This is a genomic window from Brevibacillus sp. M2.1A, from assembly GCF_013284355.2.
Taxonomy (GTDB): Bacteria; Bacillota; Bacilli; order Brevibacillales; family Brevibacillaceae; genus Brevibacillus.
On record NZ_JABSUY020000001.1, the window covers coordinates 3,279,247 to 3,297,022 of the forward strand.

The window sequence follows — 17,776 nt, forward strand, 5'->3', positions numbered from 1 at the left end:
GAATCATTCAATGTTGACGACGATTGCCCGAATCGGGCAGCATGTTGGACAAGAAGTACGCCTAGGATGCTGGTTATACAATAAACGCAGCAGCGGCAAGATTCAATTTTTGCAGCTCCGCGACGGATCTGGCTTCATCCAAGGGGTAGTAGTAAAAGCAGAAGTAGGGGAAGAAGTGTGGGAGAATGCATCGCAGCTCACACAAGAAAGCTCACTTTACATAACCGGTGTAGTTCGTGCGGATGACCGTGCACCAAGCGGTTACGAACTGACAGTAACAGGTGTGGAAATTATTCAGATCGCCCAGGAATATCCGATTTCCTTGAAGGAACACGGTGTTGACTTCCTCATGGACCATCGCCACCTGTGGCTGCGTTCTCCACGTCAGCGTGCAGTCATGGCTGTGCGTTCCGAGGTGATTCGCGCCATGTATGAGTTCTTCCACGAGAACGGTTTCGTAAAAGTAGATCCACCAATTTTGACACCGACCTCTGCGGAAGGCACCACCAATCTGTTCCATACCAAATATTTTGATGAGGATGCGTATCTCTCACAGTCCGGCCAGCTTTATATGGAAGCAGCCGCTATGGCGTTAGGTCGCGTTTACTCTTTCGGTCCAACTTTCCGCGCCGAAAAATCCAAGACACGTCGTCACTTGATCGAGTTCTGGATGATCGAGCCGGAGATGGCTTTCGTGGATCACGAAGAAAATCTGCGTATTCAAGAAGCGTTTGTTTCTCATGTGGTACAATCCGTATTGAAAAACTGTGAGCGCGAACTGAAAACGTTGGAGCGCGATACAACAAAACTGCAAAATGTAACGGGATCGTTCCCACGTATCTCTTATGATGATGCGATCAAACTCTTGCAGGAAAAAGGTAGCGAGATCAAATGGGGGGACGACTTCGGAGCACCGGATGAGACGATGATTGCGGACCACTTCGACAAGCCTGTTTTCATCACCCATTATCCTACCGAAATCAAGGCTTTCTACATGAAGCCTCACCCTGAACGTCCAGAGGTGGTTCTGTGCGCGGATATGATCGCACCGGAAGGCTACGGTGAAATCATCGGGGGTAGCCAGCGGATTGATGATCCAGAACTCTTGGAGAAACGTTTTGCTGAGCATGAGCTTTCGGAAGAGGCTTATCGCTGGTATATGGATCTGCGCAAATATGGTACAGTTCCTCACTCCGGCTTCGGTTTGGGTCTGGAGCGCACCGTTGCATGGATTTGCGGTCTGGATCATGTGCGTGAAACCATTCCATTCCCACGCATGCTGAATCGTCTCTACCCATAGAGTTCCTTTATCGATGAACGATCTACACCCTGTTGCGCGAGGGCAGCAGGGTGTTCCTATTGTTTGAAAGCGCGTTTTACGCACTCCCTTGTTATTCCAACCCAGAGGTGAATATGCGTTATGGACTCCCATATATTGCAACTGTTGCAAGAAGGAGCAACATCCGTCTCCAACCTTCTTTTAAAAATGTATAAGCGTATGTCATTGACTGATGACGAGATGATGCTACTGATTCATCTGCTGTCCTTTCAGCAGGAAGGGAATCGATTCCCGACCTTAACAGAGCTGGAGGAACGCATGTCCATGACGAGCAGGAGATTGATTCAATCTCTTCAAAAGCTATTAAAAGAAGATTGGATTACGATAGATGAGTTTATCGATCCACAAACGGGCATGCGTCATGAGCAATACAATTTGACCCCGTTGTACAAAAAGCTGTACCACACCTGGCGGGAGCAGCAAGTAGACCCGAGAAGCATGGACCCTTTTATGGAAGTGGCTGTTTCTCTGGATGCCGAACCTGTTGCCATTTACGCTCGTTTCGAGCAGGCATTTGGTCGCCCGCTAGCGCCGTTTGAATTGGAGAATATCCATATGTGGACCGAACAGGACGGCTATCAGGAAGAATTGATTTTGACCGCTTTGCGTGAGGCTGCAACCGTCGGTAAGCTCCACATCCGCTATATCGACAGGATCTTGCTCGAATGGCAAAAGCAACAGATAACAACCGTAGAACAAGCGCGTCTTTACAGCTTGAACTTCCGTAGACAAGCAAATATGAGAGACCACGGGCAACCGCTTTGATTTCATCCAAATCAAGCGGTTTTTTCTATGTCACCGTACACGTACCCATTTTCCTTGGCTGTCATAACATATTACGTAGATGCAAGCTTCAGGAGGCGATAACTTGTGGAAAAACGGAAAAAATGGGATCTGTCTCATTGGGTGACACCAGGTGTGTTTTCAGGGAGTTATGTCGTAGATGAGGCAGTTCAACGTATTTCAATTGTAAAAGCCAATGAAAAGCAAGAAGAGGAAGTAACGGAAAACGTCCAGGAGTTGGTCGTAAATACAACAGCAGAGCAGCCAAAGGAACTGGTCTTGGAGCCTACCTTTGAAATTATTATGAGAGAGACAGACGAGGCTGTCGTGGAACAGGTTCACAAGCTTGAGCAAGAAGTGATGGAACTGAAAGAGGCACTTGCGTCGTGGGAAGAAAGATGGGAGAAGCTTGAAGAAAACCATACCAAACAATTGCAGTACTTGTATCAAGTAGTTCTTTCACTGAAAAAGGAGTGGGAGATCGAGCGAAATGAACATCGCAATTATTAGTCCGGGCCCCTTTTCAGTGCCACCAGTCAAAGGAAGCTCGGTCGAGCACGATATTGACGAGGTCACAAAGATGATTGAGCCTATGCATAACGTAACCATCTACACTCGTCAATGTGCAACCTATCCGACCTCATCTGTGGAAGAAAACCGGCAGTTCATTCGCGTCCCGTATCAAGGGCCAAAGCCTTATTTGCGCCGGATTATTAACCATATCAAGAAGAACAAGCCAGATGTCATCCTCGTGGAAAACAGACCAATCTATGTTCTCACATTAAAACGCCATTTTCCCAATATCCCAATCTTTGTAAATATGCACTCTCACGTGTATGGATCACAGCCGACCATCAGCAAGGAAAATATGCGGCGCTCCGTTCGACTGGCAACAGGCTTTATTACGAACAGTGAATTTTTACGTCAACATTTTATTCGGACGTGCAAGATTCCTGCAAATAAAATTCATGCGGTTCACCTCGGGGTTGATGTCACGCCTTATCAGGTTGCAAAGATAGCAGTCAAAAAAATGCGTCAAGAACTCGGGTTGAAGCCAGATGATCGCGTCTTGTTTTATGCCGGAAGACTCATGCGCGGCAAAGGGGTACATGTGCTGATCAAAGCATTTCGCCGGGTGAGCAAACAAGACCCGAAAGCCAAACTCGTCATTGTCGGCGGTACGGGATACGGCAGTAATCGCTTGAATCCGTATGTTCGTGAGCTCAAGCGCCTTGCGAAGCCGTTGGGGGAAAAGGTGCGTTTCGTCAATTTCGTTCCATCCGCAAAGATGCCGCTTTACTACCAAATTGGGGATGTCGTGGCGACACCGTCTGTTTGGAAAGAAGCGTTTTGCCGTGTCAATTTAGAAGCAATGGCTTCCGGAAAGCCCGTCATTTCCACTCCACGCGGCGGCATTCGTGAAGTTGTTGCCCACGAGAAAAGTGGCTTTATCATCCCTCCAAAAGATTGGGAAAAAGGATTGCCCGCTGTCTGGGAACTGTTGTGGAGTTCACCTGCTGTCCGGAATGAAATGGGCAAACAGGCCCTCCAGCGAGCCAAGTTTTTCTCTTGGTATGCAACTGCGCAGGGCTATCTGAACATATTTGAATCAGTCGTTCCAACACGAAGTGAAGAGAAACAACAGCTTTTAAAAACAGGATAGTTCGAGTGGAAATGATATAGGTGGTTGCCTTTTCTTGTGTCATTGTGGACGTCTGCCCTGTCCAGCAATCCAGAAACGCATACCTTATAAGTATCGCAGAGCACAACTGGGGAGTGATACTTGTGAAAGGGTTAATCTTGTGTGCTGGACGTGGGTCGCGACTGCACCCCTTTTCCTATTCGCAACCGAAAACCCTCCTCCCTGTGGCCAATCACCCGGTCTTACACTATTGCATTCGCAAACTGCGTGAAGTGGGCATTCAGGACATTGGCATCGTGATACATCCTTCTCAATCACAGATTCCTCCCATGGTGGGTGATGGTAGTCAATTCGGGGCTACCATTACGTTTATCAGGCAGGAGGTACGACTGGGAATTGCCCATGCAGTCCAGCTAGCGCAACCGTTTTTGCAAGACGAACCGTTTATCTTGCTACTAGGTGATAATTTATTGATGGATTCGCTTCACGGGCTTACCAAAGCGTTTGCGAAGGGGAAATCTGACGGTGTCGTGATGCTAAGTCAAGTGGAGAGACCACAGGATTATGGGATCGCAGAAGTACAAAAAGGACGACTAATCTCTGTAGAGGAGAAGCCACGTCAGCCAAAGAGCAACCTCGCTGTGATTGGCGCATACCTGTTTACGCCACCTATTTTTGAGTCAATTGCTACCCTACAGCCATCTCCCCGAGGCGAACTAGAAATAACGGATGCGATTCAATCGATGATTAATCGCGGATTCAAATTGGCTCACTCCGTCACCAACGGAAAATATTCGGATGTGGGAACTATTGATCGTTGGCTTGAGGCCAACCAGTGGATGCTTACGAGGGAGCTAGGCAATCAACATCAAATTGGCAAAGGAACGATTGTAAAAAATTCGAAGATTACGGGTCCCGTACTAATCGGTGAAGATTGTGTGATCGAAAATTGTCAAATCGGACCCTACGTCTCGATCCAAAATGGCGTAAGCTTGAAAAATTGCTCGTATCTCGAAAATAGTATCTTGCTGGAAAACTGCTCGTTGCATGACATTGCCTGGAAAATAACTAACAGCGTTTTCGGCCGCTCATCGATGATGACGGGTCAATCTTCTAACAGTACGGGAGTCTTCATTGTAAGCGACAAATCGTCCATTTGCATTCCGGCTGTAAAGAGGGAGGACGTATGAATCCGACCTTTACTGTAGTCATTCCGACATACAATCGCGCCAAGTTTATTCGCAAAGCCATCAAAAGCGTCTTGAATCAGACCTCAAAAGATTGGAAGCTGCTGATCATTGACGATGCGTCCACCGATCGCACCAGAAGTAAAATTGAAAAATATATGTACCACCCAAACATTATGTATCATCGAATGGAACAAAATTCTGGAATCGGCAAAGTCATGAATCAGGCATTGTCAATGGTGGATACCCCATATCTCGTACAACTCGACTCCGATGACTGGTTACCGAAACGAACGCTGGCCGTACTCAAAAAGTACATTCACAAAAGCAAGAAAAGCACAGCTCTCTTCTACGGAAACATGAACATCTGGAAAGTTAGGCGTGGAAAATATACCAAGTCGATTAAGGTGAAGCACAAGACATTTCATAACAAATACCAGTTTCTGAAATACAATCGCTGGATGGTTTCTCCACGTTGCTATCGTGTTGAAGCCCTACATCAAGTGGGTGGTTGGGATACCTCGGATCGATACGAGGGAAGGATTATGGAGGATCGGCGAATCATTTTGCGATTAATTGAAAAGTATCGGGTGAGGTACATCAACCAAACCCTTTACAACCGGACGAAGCATAAAGGTCAGCTCACGGATAGCAAGATGAAGTTTCGCCGTAATTATTTGCGAAAAAAAACATTCAAATTTTATCTGAAAAGGTGGGGCAAGAAGTACAAGGCCATTTATGGTTACAAGAACGGTTATTTAGTCATTAGAAGGCTCAAGAAAGTGAGGCGTCGGAGGCGATGAAGAAAGCTCTTGTCACCGGCTGTGCAGGTTTTATTGGGTCTCATTTGACGCAGCGATTGTTGAACGATGGCGTGACAGTCATCGGGATCGACGGATTCATCGATAACTACGATGTAGCTGCGAAACTGCGTAATCTGGCCGAAATAGGAAAGCACCCCGCCTTCACCTTCCACTCCACAACGCTTCAGACCGGGCGTTGGGACATTTGGCTCGAGAACGTCGATGCTGTTTTCCATCTCGCTGCCTTGCCAGGTGTGAGAAACAGCTGGGGAAAATCCTTTGCTGATTATGTTAGCCATAATATTTTGGCCACACAAGAATTGCTGGAGGCGTGTTTGCAAAGACCGAAGCCACCTGTCATCGTGGTCTCGTCCTCCTCTTCGGTATACGGAACGATGCAAGGGACAGTAACCAATGAAAATGCACCTCTTCGCCCAGTTTCCCCCTATGGGGTGACCAAGGAAGCGATGGAGCAAATTTGCTCGGTTTATGTAAAAGCTTATGGACTCCCGGTTAGCATGCTTCGCTACTTTACGGTATATGGTCCCAGACAGCGTCCAGATATGGCTTTTCATCGTTTCTTTCGTCAAATGCTGAAAGGCGAGCAGGTCATCGTCTATGGTGATGGACAGCAATCTCGAGACTTTACGTATGTAACAGACGCGGTAGAGGCGAACCTGCTCGCTGCACAGCATGCAGTTCCTGGTGACATTTTTAATGTGGGTGGAGATCGGGAAATCAAGCTCATCGATGTGCTGTCCATCATGGGCACGTTAATGAATCTGACTCCTCGCATTACGTATCAAAATGGGCCGGCAGGTGACTCCTTACGAACCTGTGCGGATATCCAATTTGCCCAACAACGCTTGGGATACAAACCAAAAGTGACGCTAGAAGAGGGCCTTCGCCATCAATTAGCAGAGATTCGTTCGCAATCAAAGGGGTAACACCCGTCATAAAGGAGGCCAGTTGCATGCATCGGGTCCTCGTTTATCGCAGAAAGTTTCTTCCCAAGAGTGAAACATTTATTTACGAGCAATTGCTTGGACATCAAGTGGTCAAACCCGTGGTGTTGACCCGACAGCGAGCCTTTAACCGAAAACAATTTCCTTATTCGCCGGTCTATGTGCGCAAGCATATGGCCGGCCTCTCCACTTGGCTGCGAAAAAAGAAAATTAAATGCCTGCACGCCCGTTTTGGTCCTGCTGGATTAGAATTGCTTCCTTATGCACAAAAAAGCAAGCTCCCCCTGATCACTTCCTTTCACGGCTTTGATGCGACTAAGCGCGTAAAAGAAAATCCAGTGTACAGAAGGTCCCTTATGCGTCTCTTTCGAAAGGGCCAGGCGTTTACAGTCGTCAGCAATCACATGAGAAAGCGCTTGATTCATCTGGGCTGTCCCCCGTCCAAAATTACCCTTATCCGCTCAGGAATTGATTTGCGCAAATTTCCCATGCTGCCGCCTCAGCCCGTGGAAAATGGGGAGTACCGTTTACTTAGCGTAGGAAGACTAACTGAAAAAAAGGGGATGGATACGCTTATCAAGGCGTTTACTCACGTGCATAAAAAACATCCCAAGGCAAAGCTGATCATCGTCGGTGATGGAGAAGAAAAAAAGAAGCTCAAACGACTGATCAAGAAAAACAGGTTAGGCACACAAGTCGTGCTCAAAGGAGCTCTGCCACATCGTGAAGTCCAGCGTGAACTGGCCAAGTGCCATTTGTTCATCATCGCATGCAAGACCGCGAGAAATGGCAATCAAGAGGGGATTCCCAATGTCATCATGGAAGCGATGGCTAGCGGACGCCCTGTCATTTCCACCTATCACGCGGGGATTCCGGAGCTGGTCGAAAACAAAGTGACGGGGTATCTAGTGCCGGAGAAATCACCGACTGCGCTTGGGAAAATGATAAACCGAGTACTATCAGAAAGTCACGAGTGGGCACAGATCACGGCGGAGGCTCGACTGAAAGTAGAAAAAAACCATGATATCCATAAGCAACGTATGAAGCTAGAAGAGCTCTATTTGCGTGTGTCAAAAAAATGATGAGGTGAAGGAATGAAAGTTGCCGTTATTGGGACCGGCTACGTAGGTTTGACAACTGCTGTTTCCCTTGCCATGAACGGTCATCAGGTGACTGGTATTGACCTCGTTGCATCCAAAGTAGAAAAATTGCGCCAAGGGATTTCGCCGATTTACGAGCCGGGCTTAGATGAGGCATTGAAAAAAGTATTGGATGATGGCGCGCTCACTTTTTATACGGATCTGACAGAGGCGAAGGATGCAGAAATTTTTTTCATTTGTGTAGGGACACCTGAAGCAGCAGACGGCACAGCCGATTTAACCTATTTACTCGGGGCAGTTTCTGACATTGAAAAGGTACATTCGCTCGCACCGCAAGAACGCATCGTGGTAATCAAGAGTACCGTACCAGTCGGAACAGGGGAAAAAGTAGCGGGGATGCTGGCTGGCTGCCAAGGGATATCTGTTGCATCCAACCCGGAGTTTTTACGGGAAGGGAGTGCATTGTTGGACGCATTGGAGCCTTCGAGAATTGTCATTGGCGTAGATAATTCACAGGCAGCGGATCGCATGGAGGAACTGTACAACGGTGTGAAGGCACCGCGAGTAGTCACGACCAGAGCAAACGCGGAGCTGATCAAATACGCTTCAAATGCATTTTTGGCCACGCGAATCTCCTTCATGAATGAGCTAGCACGATTAAGTACTGCGCTGGGAACGGATATCGTGACGATCGCGAGAGGAATGGGACTGGACAGCCGAATCGGTCCGCAATTTTTACGGGCCGGAGTAGGCTATGGCGGCTCCTGTTTTCCGAAGGATACGATTGCGCTATTGCAGCTAGCAGCTGAGCACAATATTCAATTAAGCATTTTGGATAAAGTGCGAGAGGTGAATAATACGCAGCCTGCCTGGTTTTTGGAACAGTTGTGCTTGCAACTCCCTGATCTGAAAGGGAAACAAATTGCCGTTCTGGGGTTGACGTTTAAACCGGATACGGATGACATCCGCGAAGCGCCATCGCTCAAATTGATAGAAGCACTTCTGCAAAAAGGTGCTTCCGTGAAGGCGTTCGATCCGATTGGAGCATCTGGTGTCAGTAAGCAGTTTCCACAGATCACGTATTCGCAATCCGCGACAGAAGCATGCGAAGGAGCACACGCCGCATTATTGGTCACAGAATGGGAACAGTGTGTCCAGCTGGATTGGAAACAGGTTCACCAAAGCATGGCGCTGCCGATCTTGGTAGACGGTCGAAATGCCTGGCCGAACCAGGAGGTAAAGGAAGCAGGCTTTCATTATATCGGAGTAGGAAGAAGCTGACTTTTCCATTTCGGGAAAGCTCAGCTTTTTTTCTGTGGAAAACATGAAAGCGTCTGATTGATTTGAACCTGTAGGCATAATACGATAGGATACACATATGGATGATTTGACCATTTCATCTTACATGAATAACGAGGGAGTGATCACGGTGAATAAAAGCAAAACACTGCCGAAACGCAGTGACGTCCCCGCTGAATACAAATGGCGTCTTGAGGACATGTATCCCACGGATAATGATTGGGAAGCGGACGTTCAAAAAGTAAAACAGCTCACAGAAAAAATCGCAGCAATGAAAGGCTCTCTGGCTACTTCCGGTAAACAGTTGCTGGCCGTGTTGACTCTGCAAGATGAATTGTTGAAGACGCTTGACCAAGTGTACGTCTATGCACGTATGCGCCGTGACGAAGACAATGCGAATAGCAAGTATCAAGGGCTAACCGACAGAGCGACCAGCCTGAGCACGCAAGTATACGGTTCCATTTCGTACATACAGCCGGAGATTTTGGCGATTCCGACGGAAGACTTGCAAACGTGGATCAAAGAAGTAGAGGGTCTTGAGCACTACCGCATTTTGTTGGAAGAGATTACTCGCTTCAAGCCACATACGTTGTCCGCCGAGGAAGAAGCATTGCTGGCAAACATGAGTGAGCTTGCGTCCTCGCCTTCTAAAATTTTTGGGATGCTCAACAACGCTGACATGAAATTTCCGATGATCACCGATGAAAACGGCGAGGAAGTCGAGCTGACCAAGGGACGCTATACGCAGTTCATGGAAAGCAAAGACCGACGCGTGCGCAAAGAAGCATTCGAAGCGTTGTACAGTACGTATGGCAAGTTCCGCAATACGATCGCAGCCTCGCTGACATCTGCCATCAAAGGGGATGTTTTCTACGCGCGGACGAGAAAATATCCGTCTGCCCTGTACGCAGCCTTGTTTGCCGACAATGTGGAGCTCCCTGTGTACGATAACCTGATTGCAACGATCCACGAGCATCTTCCGCTTATGCACCGTTACATTGCCTTGCGCAAAAAATTATTGGGTGTAGATGAATTGCACATGTACGATTTGTACGTGCCGATTGTACCTGAGACGGACATGAAAATCCCGTATGACCAAGCTGTCTCAACGATCAAAGAAGCACTTCATCCACTGGGTGAGGAGTACGGTCGCATTTTGGAAGAGGGCTTTTCCAACGGTTGGATCGATGTGCATGAAAACGAAGGGAAGACAAGCGGAGCTTACTCATGGGGCGCTTATACGTCGCATCCGTTTGTCCTCATGAACTATCAGGACAACGTCAACAACATGTTTACGCTCGCCCATGAGATGGGGCATGCTTTGCATAGCTACTATTCCAATCACGCACAGCCTTACACGTATGCTGATTACAAGATTTTCGTAGCAGAAGTAGCCTCCACATTGAATGAAGCACTTCTGATGAATCATTTGCTCGAGACGACGACAGACAAGAAACAACGTATGTACCTGATCAATCACTATCTGGAGCAGTTCCGTGGCACCGTATTCCGTCAAACCATGTTTGCTGAGTTTGAGAAAATTGTGCACGCAAAAGAAGAGCAGGGAGAGCCGCTGACAGCCGAATCTCTCAGTACGATTTACCGTGAGCTCAATGTTGCCTATCACGGTCCAGATATGGTCGTAGACAGCGAAGTTGATTTGGAATGGGCACGGATACCTCATTTCTATCGCGGATTCTATGTGTATAAGTACGCGACTGGCTTCTCGGCCGCAACGTCTCTTTCGAAGCAGATTTTGGAGGAAGGTCAGCCAGCCGTGGATCGTTATTTACAGTTCCTCAAGGGCGGCAGCTCGGATTATCCGCTCAATCTGCTCAAGGGCGCCGGCGTAGATATGACGTCGCCAACACCAATTGCAGAAGCATTGAGTGTCTTCAAGGAATTGCTCGAAGAACTGGAACAGCTGGTCGAACAATAAAATGGATCAAATCCTAAAGGCAGTTCAGGTCTATGACTTGACTGCTTTTTTTTGTAAATTTTTCTTCGAGATCGTCCAATAAAAGGTAACTTTCCCAGTTATCTTACGTATCTATTTATGCGCTGTTCGGAACTGTTATCCGTCTCGGGGCGGAGATGAATTTCCACCCGCTGACTGTTTTGCAGCAGAGGTAAAAACTGGCACAATTACGCCATGAGGAATGATTGTGAAAATTTGGAGGAATTCTTGTGAAAAAACGGGCATCCATTATTCTGGCTTCGGTCATGTTGGTCGCTGCTGGTTGTTCAGCACCAGCACCAGAGGCACCGCAGCAGACAGAGGCAAAGGCGAAGGTAGTAGAAGTTGTAAAGGTACAAAAGGCAACAAAGCCAGTGATGCTCGCAGTCACAGGGATGGTGGAAGCCAAGCGTGACGCGGTACTGTCGTTTGGTACAGGCGGAACAATCTCAGCGATCTCCGCGACCAAAGGAGCAAAAATCGCGCAGGGTCAGTTATTGGCCACATTGGATACGCGTTACCACCAAAAAGAAATTGCAGCGGCACAGGGGCAGGTAGAGGAAGCAGCAGCGCGTAAAATCAAGACGTTAAAAGGTGCGACAACAGAAGCACTTGAACAGAAGCGTTTGCAAGTAAAAAGTGCGCAAGACAGCCTGGATAAAGCAAAGCAGGATCTCGCAACAAGTGAGAAGCTGTTTGCCGGTGGAGCCATTTCGCAAAACGAAATAAATGCAAGTAAACGGGCTGTTACGCAAGCAGAGATTACACTGCGTGACGCTCAGCTATCTCTAAATGAGCTACAAAAAGGAGCAGAGCCAGAAGATGTCATGGTCGCCAACGCATCGATTAAAGCTGCAGCCGGCGGTGTAGACCGTGCGAAGAAGAGCTTGGATGATGCGAAAATTCAGGCGCCATTTGCGGGAACAGTTGTGGATGTAAGGCTGCAAATCGGAGAGCAGGCTTCTCCAGGTCAAGAAATTATTCGTATTGTCGATTTGTCTGACGTAAAAGTAACCTTGGATGTCTCCAATGAATTGATCGGTCAATTCCGTGAGAAAACGAAGGTGCAGGCTTTGTCGGACGATGGTAAGAAAAGTGAAGGAACCATTGCATTTATATCTCCAGTTGTGAACAAGGATACAGGGAAGTACCGCGTCGAGATCACGATTCCGAATGCAGATGGTTACTGGCGTGGAGGAATGGCCGCGACAATTGAGGTACCGCGCCAAGTGAATGGCTTCCTCGTGCCACTGGAAAGTGTCGGCGTGAGTCAAACCGACCATTACGTGATGGCAGTAGAGAATGGCCTGACTGTAAGAAAACCAGTGAAAACCGGTCAAATGGTCGGAGACTCTATCGAAATCGTATCTGGAGTGAAAGAAGGCGACCAGCTCCTTAGCAGTGGAATTACATTCTACGTCGAAGGGCAAAAAGTAGAGGCGAAGGGAGAATAGTTGCATGAACAAGATGATTCTCTTTTTGCTTAAGAGACAACTGATTGTCTATTTGTTTACTTTTTTGCTCGTCATTGCCGGACTGGGTTCCTTGTTCAGCTTTAATATTGAATTGGTACCGAAAACGAACTTCCCGGACATTTTTGTTCGGATATCGGGTGGGTCACTTCCTCCTGAAGAGATGGAAGAGAAAATAACGAAAAAAGTAGAACAAGAGCTAAAATCGATTAATGATATTAAAAAATATTCTTCTTCAACGAGTGCTGGGCACGTAAGTATCAATATTTCTGCGAACGAAGGAAAAGGCGAGCAAGTCAAGCAAGATGTGCAAAATGCCGTTAACCGCCTTCGCAATGGGTTCCCGAAAGCCATTGATTCCGTAGAAGTCAACCAGAGCAGCTTTGGTGGCGAACAGATGATTGACTATGCTCTCGTAGGTGCTGATCCGAAGACGATGCTGAGTCTGGCCAAAACATCGATCAAGGACCGCATTGAGGAAATCGAGGGAGTCAAGGAAGTATCGGTTTCTGACCGAAGCTTCGAAAATAAAATTGCCATTTCTCTGTTGCCTGAGCGATTGAATGCATATCAAACCAATCCTGCAGCAGTCATCTCGCAACTGCAGGATACGAACTGGAAACAAGGGATTGGGACGCTGGAGAACAAAGGTTTTGACACAGTAGTCATGATCGACAATTCGTACCAAAACGCGGAGGAAATGAGAGCTCTGTCGATCGATACGCCGAAGGGGGCGGTTTCCCTAGATCAGCTCGCAGACATTGAAGACCTGCGTGGAAAAGTGAAGGATCAAGTAGCGCTTACAAACAGCTCCGTTTTTGTTCATTTGAGCGTTACACGATCGGATGGTTATGATTTGATTACCACGCAAGCGAAGGTAGAAGAGGTTGTTCGCGAATTAAATGCAGAAGCGAATGGCAAATATACCATCAAAGTCATGTTTGAAGGAGCTTCCTTCATTAAGCATGCGGTTTCCAACCTCAGTCGTGATGTGATGATCGGTGGAGCGCTTGCGATTATCATCCTGTTCGTTTTCCTTCGTAACTGGAGGGTTACTCTCGTTATTGCAACGACGCTGCCACTCTCTGCTTTGATGACATTTATCGCGATGAAAATCGGCGGGTACAACATTGACATGATCAGCTTGTTGTCCTTGAGCTTATCCGTCGGATTGATTGTTGACGCCGCGATTGTGGTGCTGGAGAGTATTTATCACTATCGAGAGAAAGGCGAGGAGCTCAAACAGGCGATTGTAAAAGGAACGAGAGAAGTACTGACGCCTGTGTTTACTTCGCAGCTTACGATTATTATCGTTTTCTTGCCGCTCGTCCTTGCAGATTTTGAAGACTGGCTCAAACCGATTTTGGGAACAATCGCGTTTACCGTGTCTGCCGCCATTATCGCTTCAACAATCGCCGCATTCTTTTTTGTTCCCGTATTCTCCAATCGCTTCTTGCAAAAGGATAAGCACGTTTCGCTAGAAGGTGAAGGGAAAGAACACTTTATCATCCGTACGTTCAGCGGACTTTTGCAAATTGCGATTAGACATCGCGTCAAAACGATTTTACTGGCGATTTTGATGCTAGTCGGATCAGCATTCCTTACGCCAATGATGAAAACTGGCCAAGGGATCAATCCAAATGAAAATATCATTTTTGCCAATATTGACATGCCGATTGGGTCTACACTGGAAAAAACACAAAAAGCAGCTGTAGCCGGGGAAGATGCGCTGCGTAAAATCCCCGAAATTAACGATGTATTCTTCTTTGCTTCCAAGGAAAGTGCAGAGTTATTCATTTCCTTGATTCCGAAAACAGAAAGAACAAGGGATAAGGAAGCTTTGAATGAAGATATCAACAATATTTTGAATGGCTTGCCAGGAATTGAAACGGTCTCTATGTCTTACGGACAACAGGGTGGCAGTGCGCCGATCCAATTGGAAATCTTCGGGGACGACATGGAGCAGATGAGCAAGATCGCTACCGATCTGGAAGGAATGCTTTCTACCATCTCCGGTGTCGGCAACATTCGCAACGACTTTAAAGAAGGCAAGGAAAAGGTCACGTTATTGCCAAAAGAAGAAGCTCTCGCAAGGCTGAATGTAGATCATCGTTCGCTGTTACAACAATTGAGCGTGCTGATTGGCAGCCAACAAATTACTTCTATCACGCAGGACGGAATCGAAGTGAACGTAGTGGCTAAAATGCCTGATAACTGGCTGAAGCACCCGGATCAACTTAAAAACGTCATGGTGAGTGCGAAAAATGGTGCAGCAGTGCCTTTGGTTGATTTGGTAGAGATGACCTATAGCAAATCTCCCGTTACGATTCAGCACAAAAAAGGCGAGCGGATCATCACCGTTTCCGCTGAGCTTCAAGGTGGCGATTTGGCCGGAGTTGGTCGTGAGATCGGAGAGAAGCTCCCAGGTGTAGTCATTCCAGCAGGCTACAAAGTAGAGATCGCCGGAAAATTGAAAGAACAAAGCACGAATATGACACAAGCGATCTTTGTATTCGTTGGTGTACTTGCCTTGATCTATGTCGTCATGGTTGCTCAGTTCGGACGTCTTTCCCAGCCGTTTATCATCATGCTGACCATTCCAATGGCACTGGTCGGTGTCGTGTTAGGATTCGTCCTTACACAGCGGACTTTCGGTGAAATGGCGATGATTGGGATTATCATGCTGGTTGGTATCGTCGTTTCCAATGCGATTCTTCTGATCGACCGGATCAACTTGCTCCGCAAGCGTGGAATGGATACAGCCGAAGCCATTATCCAAGGAACCAAAGAACGAATTCGTCCTGTTATCATGACGAAGCTGACGGCGATTCTCGGGATGCTGCCGATGGGACTTGCGATGGCGGAAGGCTCTGATTTGGAGGCACCGCTCGCAACTGCTGTAATCGCTGGCTTGATCTTCCATACCATTGTTACGCTGGTGCTCGTTCCTGTCCTGTACTCCCTGTTTGAGGGGGCGAAGGAAAAAAGACTGGCGCGCAAAGCGGCTCGTCAAGCGAAGCGAGAAGCAAAACGAGAGGCAAAACAAAACAAAGACAAGAACGTACCTCCGACAGAGGTATAGTGATTTGCAAGAGAAGGGGAGTATATGCTGTACCCCTTCTCTTTTGCTTTTCCTTCGTCTGAAAGTTCTGTAGAATAAAGAGATCAAGATACATACCTGAGTGAACCATGAAAGGAGCAAGCATATGGATCTATTTTTGCAAGGAAAAACGGCTCTGGTACTCGCCTCGTCAAAAGGCTTGGGCAAGGCAACAGCCCAGTGCCTCGCCGAAGAAGGAGCGAATGTCACGATATGCGGTAGAGATGAAGCTGCTCTGGAAATCGTTCGAGCTGAGATCGAACAGGCTACTGGAAAATCACCTCTTGCCGTAACAGTGGATGTGACAAAGGAGGAAGATATCAAGCGAGTTGTGGAAGAAACGGTCAAGCATTTTGGCAGCGTCGATATATTAATTAACAATTCAGGTGGGCCTGCAACAGGCAGATTCGATCAGCTCACAGACGAACAGTGGATGCAAGCCTTCCAGCTAAATTTGCTCAGCTATGTACGTGCTATTCGTGCTGTTTTGCCCCATATGCGAGCGAACCAATTTGGCAGAATCATCAACTTCGCTTCCTCGTCCTTTAAACAGCCGATTGAGAATTTACTTCTTTCCAATACGTTTCGTACAGGGGTATTGGGCCTTTCCAAGACGCTTTCTTCAGAACTCGGACCAGATGGGATTCTGATTAACACCATTGGACCTGGCAGAATTGCGACGGATCGGGTGGCACAACTGGATGGGTTTACCGCAGAGGCGAAGGGCATCAGTGCTGATGAAGCAAGGGAAAATTGGGAGAAGCAAATCCCATTGGGCAGATACGGTCAGCCTGACGAGTTTGCTCGCATGGTGACGTTTTTGGCTTCGCCAGCAAACAGCTACGTGACAGGTCAATCCTTCCTCGTCGATGGTGGTTTGATCCGCGCGATCTAATAAAAGAGAGGAGAATTCATTTGAGTAAAGAGAGCTCATTTGATATCGTGTCCAAAGTAGAGTTGTCCGAAGTGAACAATGCGATTCAGACCGCATTAAAGGAAATAGAAAATCGCTTTGACTTCAAAGGAAGCAAGAGCAGTATCTCCTTGGAAAAGGAAGAGCTCGTCCTCGTCTCCGATGATGACTTCAAGCTCAGTCAGGTAAAAGATATTTTGCTTGGCAAGCTCGTCAAACGGGATGTCCCGATCAAAAACCTCGACTACGGGAAAATGGAACCGGCAGCGGGCGGCACTGTCCGTCAGCGTGTCAAGCTGGTGCAAGGGATCGACAAAGACAATGCGAAAAAGATCAACAGCATCATCAAAGATACAGGACTCAAAGTGAAAACACAGATTCAAGACGATCAAATTCGTGTGACAGGAAAAAGCAAAGACGAATTGCAGCAAATCATCAACGCAATTCGCAAGGCTGATCTGCCGTTGGAAGTACAATTTATTAACTATCGCTAACTACTTGCTGAAAAGCCAACTTTTTGAGCAGTGACTACTAGAAAAGTTTTTGCTTCTAACTCTCTTCACTCTCGCATATGCATGTACAAATAAGTGACAAGCACTTGCGAAAGGGAGAGTAGAGACATGAAGGTCTTTATTATCAGTATGCGCAATCTCATTTTAGGCGGAATTGTTTTTCTTGTAGCACTGGTGGCGGGAATCGTACTTTTGGTCAAAGATCCCCTGAGCGTCTCGGACTCTTATCGACCGTCAGATCCAACTGCTTCTGTTACAGCGACGGCTCCCGTGAACCAGCCAGCAGGGTCAGAAAAGCCGGCACTGAATATGGCTGTCAAGGTGGATGGGACGACGGCAGAAGTATCCTTGCTAACGGAGAACTTCACGTTTGTCCAGGATAATGGCGAATTGGCCGAAGCCCCAGTTTTTGGAGAGGGACACGCACATTTATACCTGAATGGCGAACCAAAAGGGATGATTTATCAACCAGAGTTCTTACTGAAAAAGTTGCCCAAGGGAGAGCATGAAATTCGCGTAGAGCTCAACTACAGCAACCATCTGCCATACAAGATAGAGACTACGAAAAAAATCGTTGTGAAGTAAAACAGATCGCGTTCCACAAAAGGGACGCTTTTCTTTTTGGGAGGAGAAATCGCATTTTATCAAGGAACACGAGAAAAAGAAGGGATTGTGGCGGAAAGGAAGAATCCTACAGAATAGTC

Annotated in this window: 15 protein-coding genes; all 15 read left to right on the top strand. The window is 47.3% G+C overall.

The window, feature by feature from the left end; all coding sequences use genetic code 11:
* Positions 1-10: 10 nt before the first annotated feature.
* The 15 genes from asnS to HP567_RS16345 all read left to right on the top strand — a co-directional run bounded on the left by asnS (position 11) and on the right by HP567_RS16345 (position 17,657).
* The gene (gene asnS, locus HP567_RS16275; RefSeq protein WP_173609471.1) at positions 11-1,300 is read left to right on the top strand and encodes an asparagine--tRNA ligase; all 1,290 of its coding nucleotides are present in this window, start codon (positions 11-13) and stop codon (positions 1,298-1,300) included.
* Positions 1,301-1,420: 120 nt separating this feature from the next.
* Positions 1,421-2,104: a DnaD domain-containing protein gene (locus HP567_RS16280; protein WP_173609470.1), complete on the top strand. Its 684-nt coding sequence runs from the start codon at positions 1,421-1,423 to the stop codon at positions 2,102-2,104.
* Positions 2,105-2,209: 105 nt separating this feature from the next.
* Positions 2,210-2,632 carry a hypothetical protein gene (locus HP567_RS16285; RefSeq protein ID WP_173609469.1) on the top strand — a complete coding sequence of 141 codons (423 nt, stop codon included), beginning with the start codon at positions 2,210-2,212 and terminating at the stop codon, positions 2,630-2,632.
* Positions 2,613-3,785, top strand: coding sequence for a glycosyltransferase family 4 protein (locus tag HP567_RS16290; protein WP_173609468.1), 1,173 nt, complete (start codon positions 2,613-2,615; stop codon positions 3,783-3,785). The genes HP567_RS16285 and HP567_RS16290 overlap by 20 nt, the downstream gene beginning before the upstream one ends.
* A gap of 122 nt (positions 3,786-3,907) precedes the next feature.
* The gene (locus HP567_RS16295) at positions 3,908-4,954 is read left to right on the top strand and encodes a glucose-1-phosphate thymidylyltransferase (RefSeq protein ID WP_173609467.1); all 1,047 of its coding nucleotides are present in this window, start codon (positions 3,908-3,910) and stop codon (positions 4,952-4,954) included.
* Positions 4,951-5,754, top strand: coding sequence for a glycosyltransferase family 2 protein (locus HP567_RS16300; protein WP_173609466.1), 804 nt, complete (start codon positions 4,951-4,953; stop codon positions 5,752-5,754). The genes HP567_RS16295 and HP567_RS16300 overlap by 4 nt, the downstream gene beginning before the upstream one ends.
* The gene (locus HP567_RS16305; protein ID WP_173609465.1) at positions 5,751-6,701 is read left to right on the top strand and encodes an NAD-dependent epimerase/dehydratase family protein; all 951 of its coding nucleotides are present in this window, start codon (positions 5,751-5,753) and stop codon (positions 6,699-6,701) included. Before HP567_RS16300 ends, HP567_RS16305 begins: the two co-directional genes overlap by 4 nt.
* A gap of 26 nt (positions 6,702-6,727) precedes the next feature.
* Positions 6,728-7,801: a glycosyltransferase gene (locus HP567_RS16310; protein WP_173609464.1), complete on the top strand. Its 1,074-nt coding sequence runs from the start codon at positions 6,728-6,730 to the stop codon at positions 7,799-7,801.
* A 12-nt stretch (positions 7,802-7,813) separates the two neighbouring features.
* On the top strand, positions 7,814-9,100 hold the full coding sequence (locus HP567_RS16315; RefSeq protein ID WP_173609463.1) for a UDP-glucose dehydrogenase family protein: 1,287 nt from the start codon (positions 7,814-7,816) through the stop codon (positions 9,098-9,100).
* Positions 9,101-9,197: 97 nt separating this feature from the next.
* Complete coding sequence (pepF, locus tag HP567_RS16320; RefSeq protein WP_173609462.1) at positions 9,198-11,057, top strand: oligoendopeptidase F; 1,860 nt, start codon at positions 9,198-9,200, stop codon at positions 11,055-11,057.
* 248 nt (positions 11,058-11,305) lie between these two features.
* Positions 11,306-12,529, top strand: coding sequence for an efflux RND transporter periplasmic adaptor subunit (locus HP567_RS16325; RefSeq protein ID WP_173609461.1), 1,224 nt, complete (start codon positions 11,306-11,308; stop codon positions 12,527-12,529).
* A gap of 4 nt (positions 12,530-12,533) precedes the next feature.
* The gene (locus HP567_RS16330; protein ID WP_173609460.1) at positions 12,534-15,629 is read left to right on the top strand and encodes an efflux RND transporter permease subunit; all 3,096 of its coding nucleotides are present in this window, start codon (positions 12,534-12,536) and stop codon (positions 15,627-15,629) included.
* A 124-nt stretch (positions 15,630-15,753) separates the two neighbouring features.
* Positions 15,754-16,542: an SDR family oxidoreductase gene (locus tag HP567_RS16335; protein ID WP_173609459.1), complete on the top strand. Its 789-nt coding sequence runs from the start codon at positions 15,754-15,756 to the stop codon at positions 16,540-16,542.
* Between the two features lie 20 nt (positions 16,543-16,562).
* Complete coding sequence (locus HP567_RS16340) at positions 16,563-17,054, top strand: YajQ family cyclic di-GMP-binding protein (protein WP_106653076.1); 492 nt, start codon at positions 16,563-16,565, stop codon at positions 17,052-17,054.
* 126 nt (positions 17,055-17,180) lie between these two features.
* A complete protein-coding gene (locus HP567_RS16345) occupies positions 17,181-17,657 on the top strand; it encodes a hypothetical protein (protein WP_173609458.1) in 477 nt (158 codons plus the stop codon).
* The last annotated feature ends 119 nt before the right edge of the window (positions 17,658-17,776 follow it).

Coding starts and splice junctions, on each gene's coding strand:
- HP567_RS16345 (WP_173609458.1), top strand. CDS start 17,181: ATGAAGGTCTTTATTATCAGTATGCGCAATCTCATTTTAGGCGGAATT.
- HP567_RS16310 (WP_173609464.1), top strand. CDS start 6,728: ATGCATCGGGTCCTCGTTTATCGCAGAAAGTTTCTTCCCAAGAGTGAA.
- pepF (WP_173609462.1), top strand. CDS start 9,198: ATGGATGATTTGACCATTTCATCTTACATGAATAACGAGGGAGTGATC.
- HP567_RS16315 (WP_173609463.1), top strand. CDS start 7,814: ATGAAAGTTGCCGTTATTGGGACCGGCTACGTAGGTTTGACAACTGCT.
- HP567_RS16280 (WP_173609470.1), top strand. CDS start 1,421: ATGGACTCCCATATATTGCAACTGTTGCAAGAAGGAGCAACATCCGTC.
- HP567_RS16290 (WP_173609468.1), top strand. CDS start 2,613: ATGAACATCGCAATTATTAGTCCGGGCCCCTTTTCAGTGCCACCAGTC.
- HP567_RS16330 (WP_173609460.1), top strand. CDS start 12,534: ATGAACAAGATGATTCTCTTTTTGCTTAAGAGACAACTGATTGTCTAT.
- HP567_RS16305 (WP_173609465.1), top strand. CDS start 5,751: ATGAAGAAAGCTCTTGTCACCGGCTGTGCAGGTTTTATTGGGTCTCAT.
- HP567_RS16300 (WP_173609466.1), top strand. CDS start 4,951: ATGAATCCGACCTTTACTGTAGTCATTCCGACATACAATCGCGCCAAG.
- HP567_RS16335 (WP_173609459.1), top strand. CDS start 15,754: ATGGATCTATTTTTGCAAGGAAAAACGGCTCTGGTACTCGCCTCGTCA.
- asnS (WP_173609471.1), top strand. CDS start 11: ATGTTGACGACGATTGCCCGAATCGGGCAGCATGTTGGACAAGAAGTA.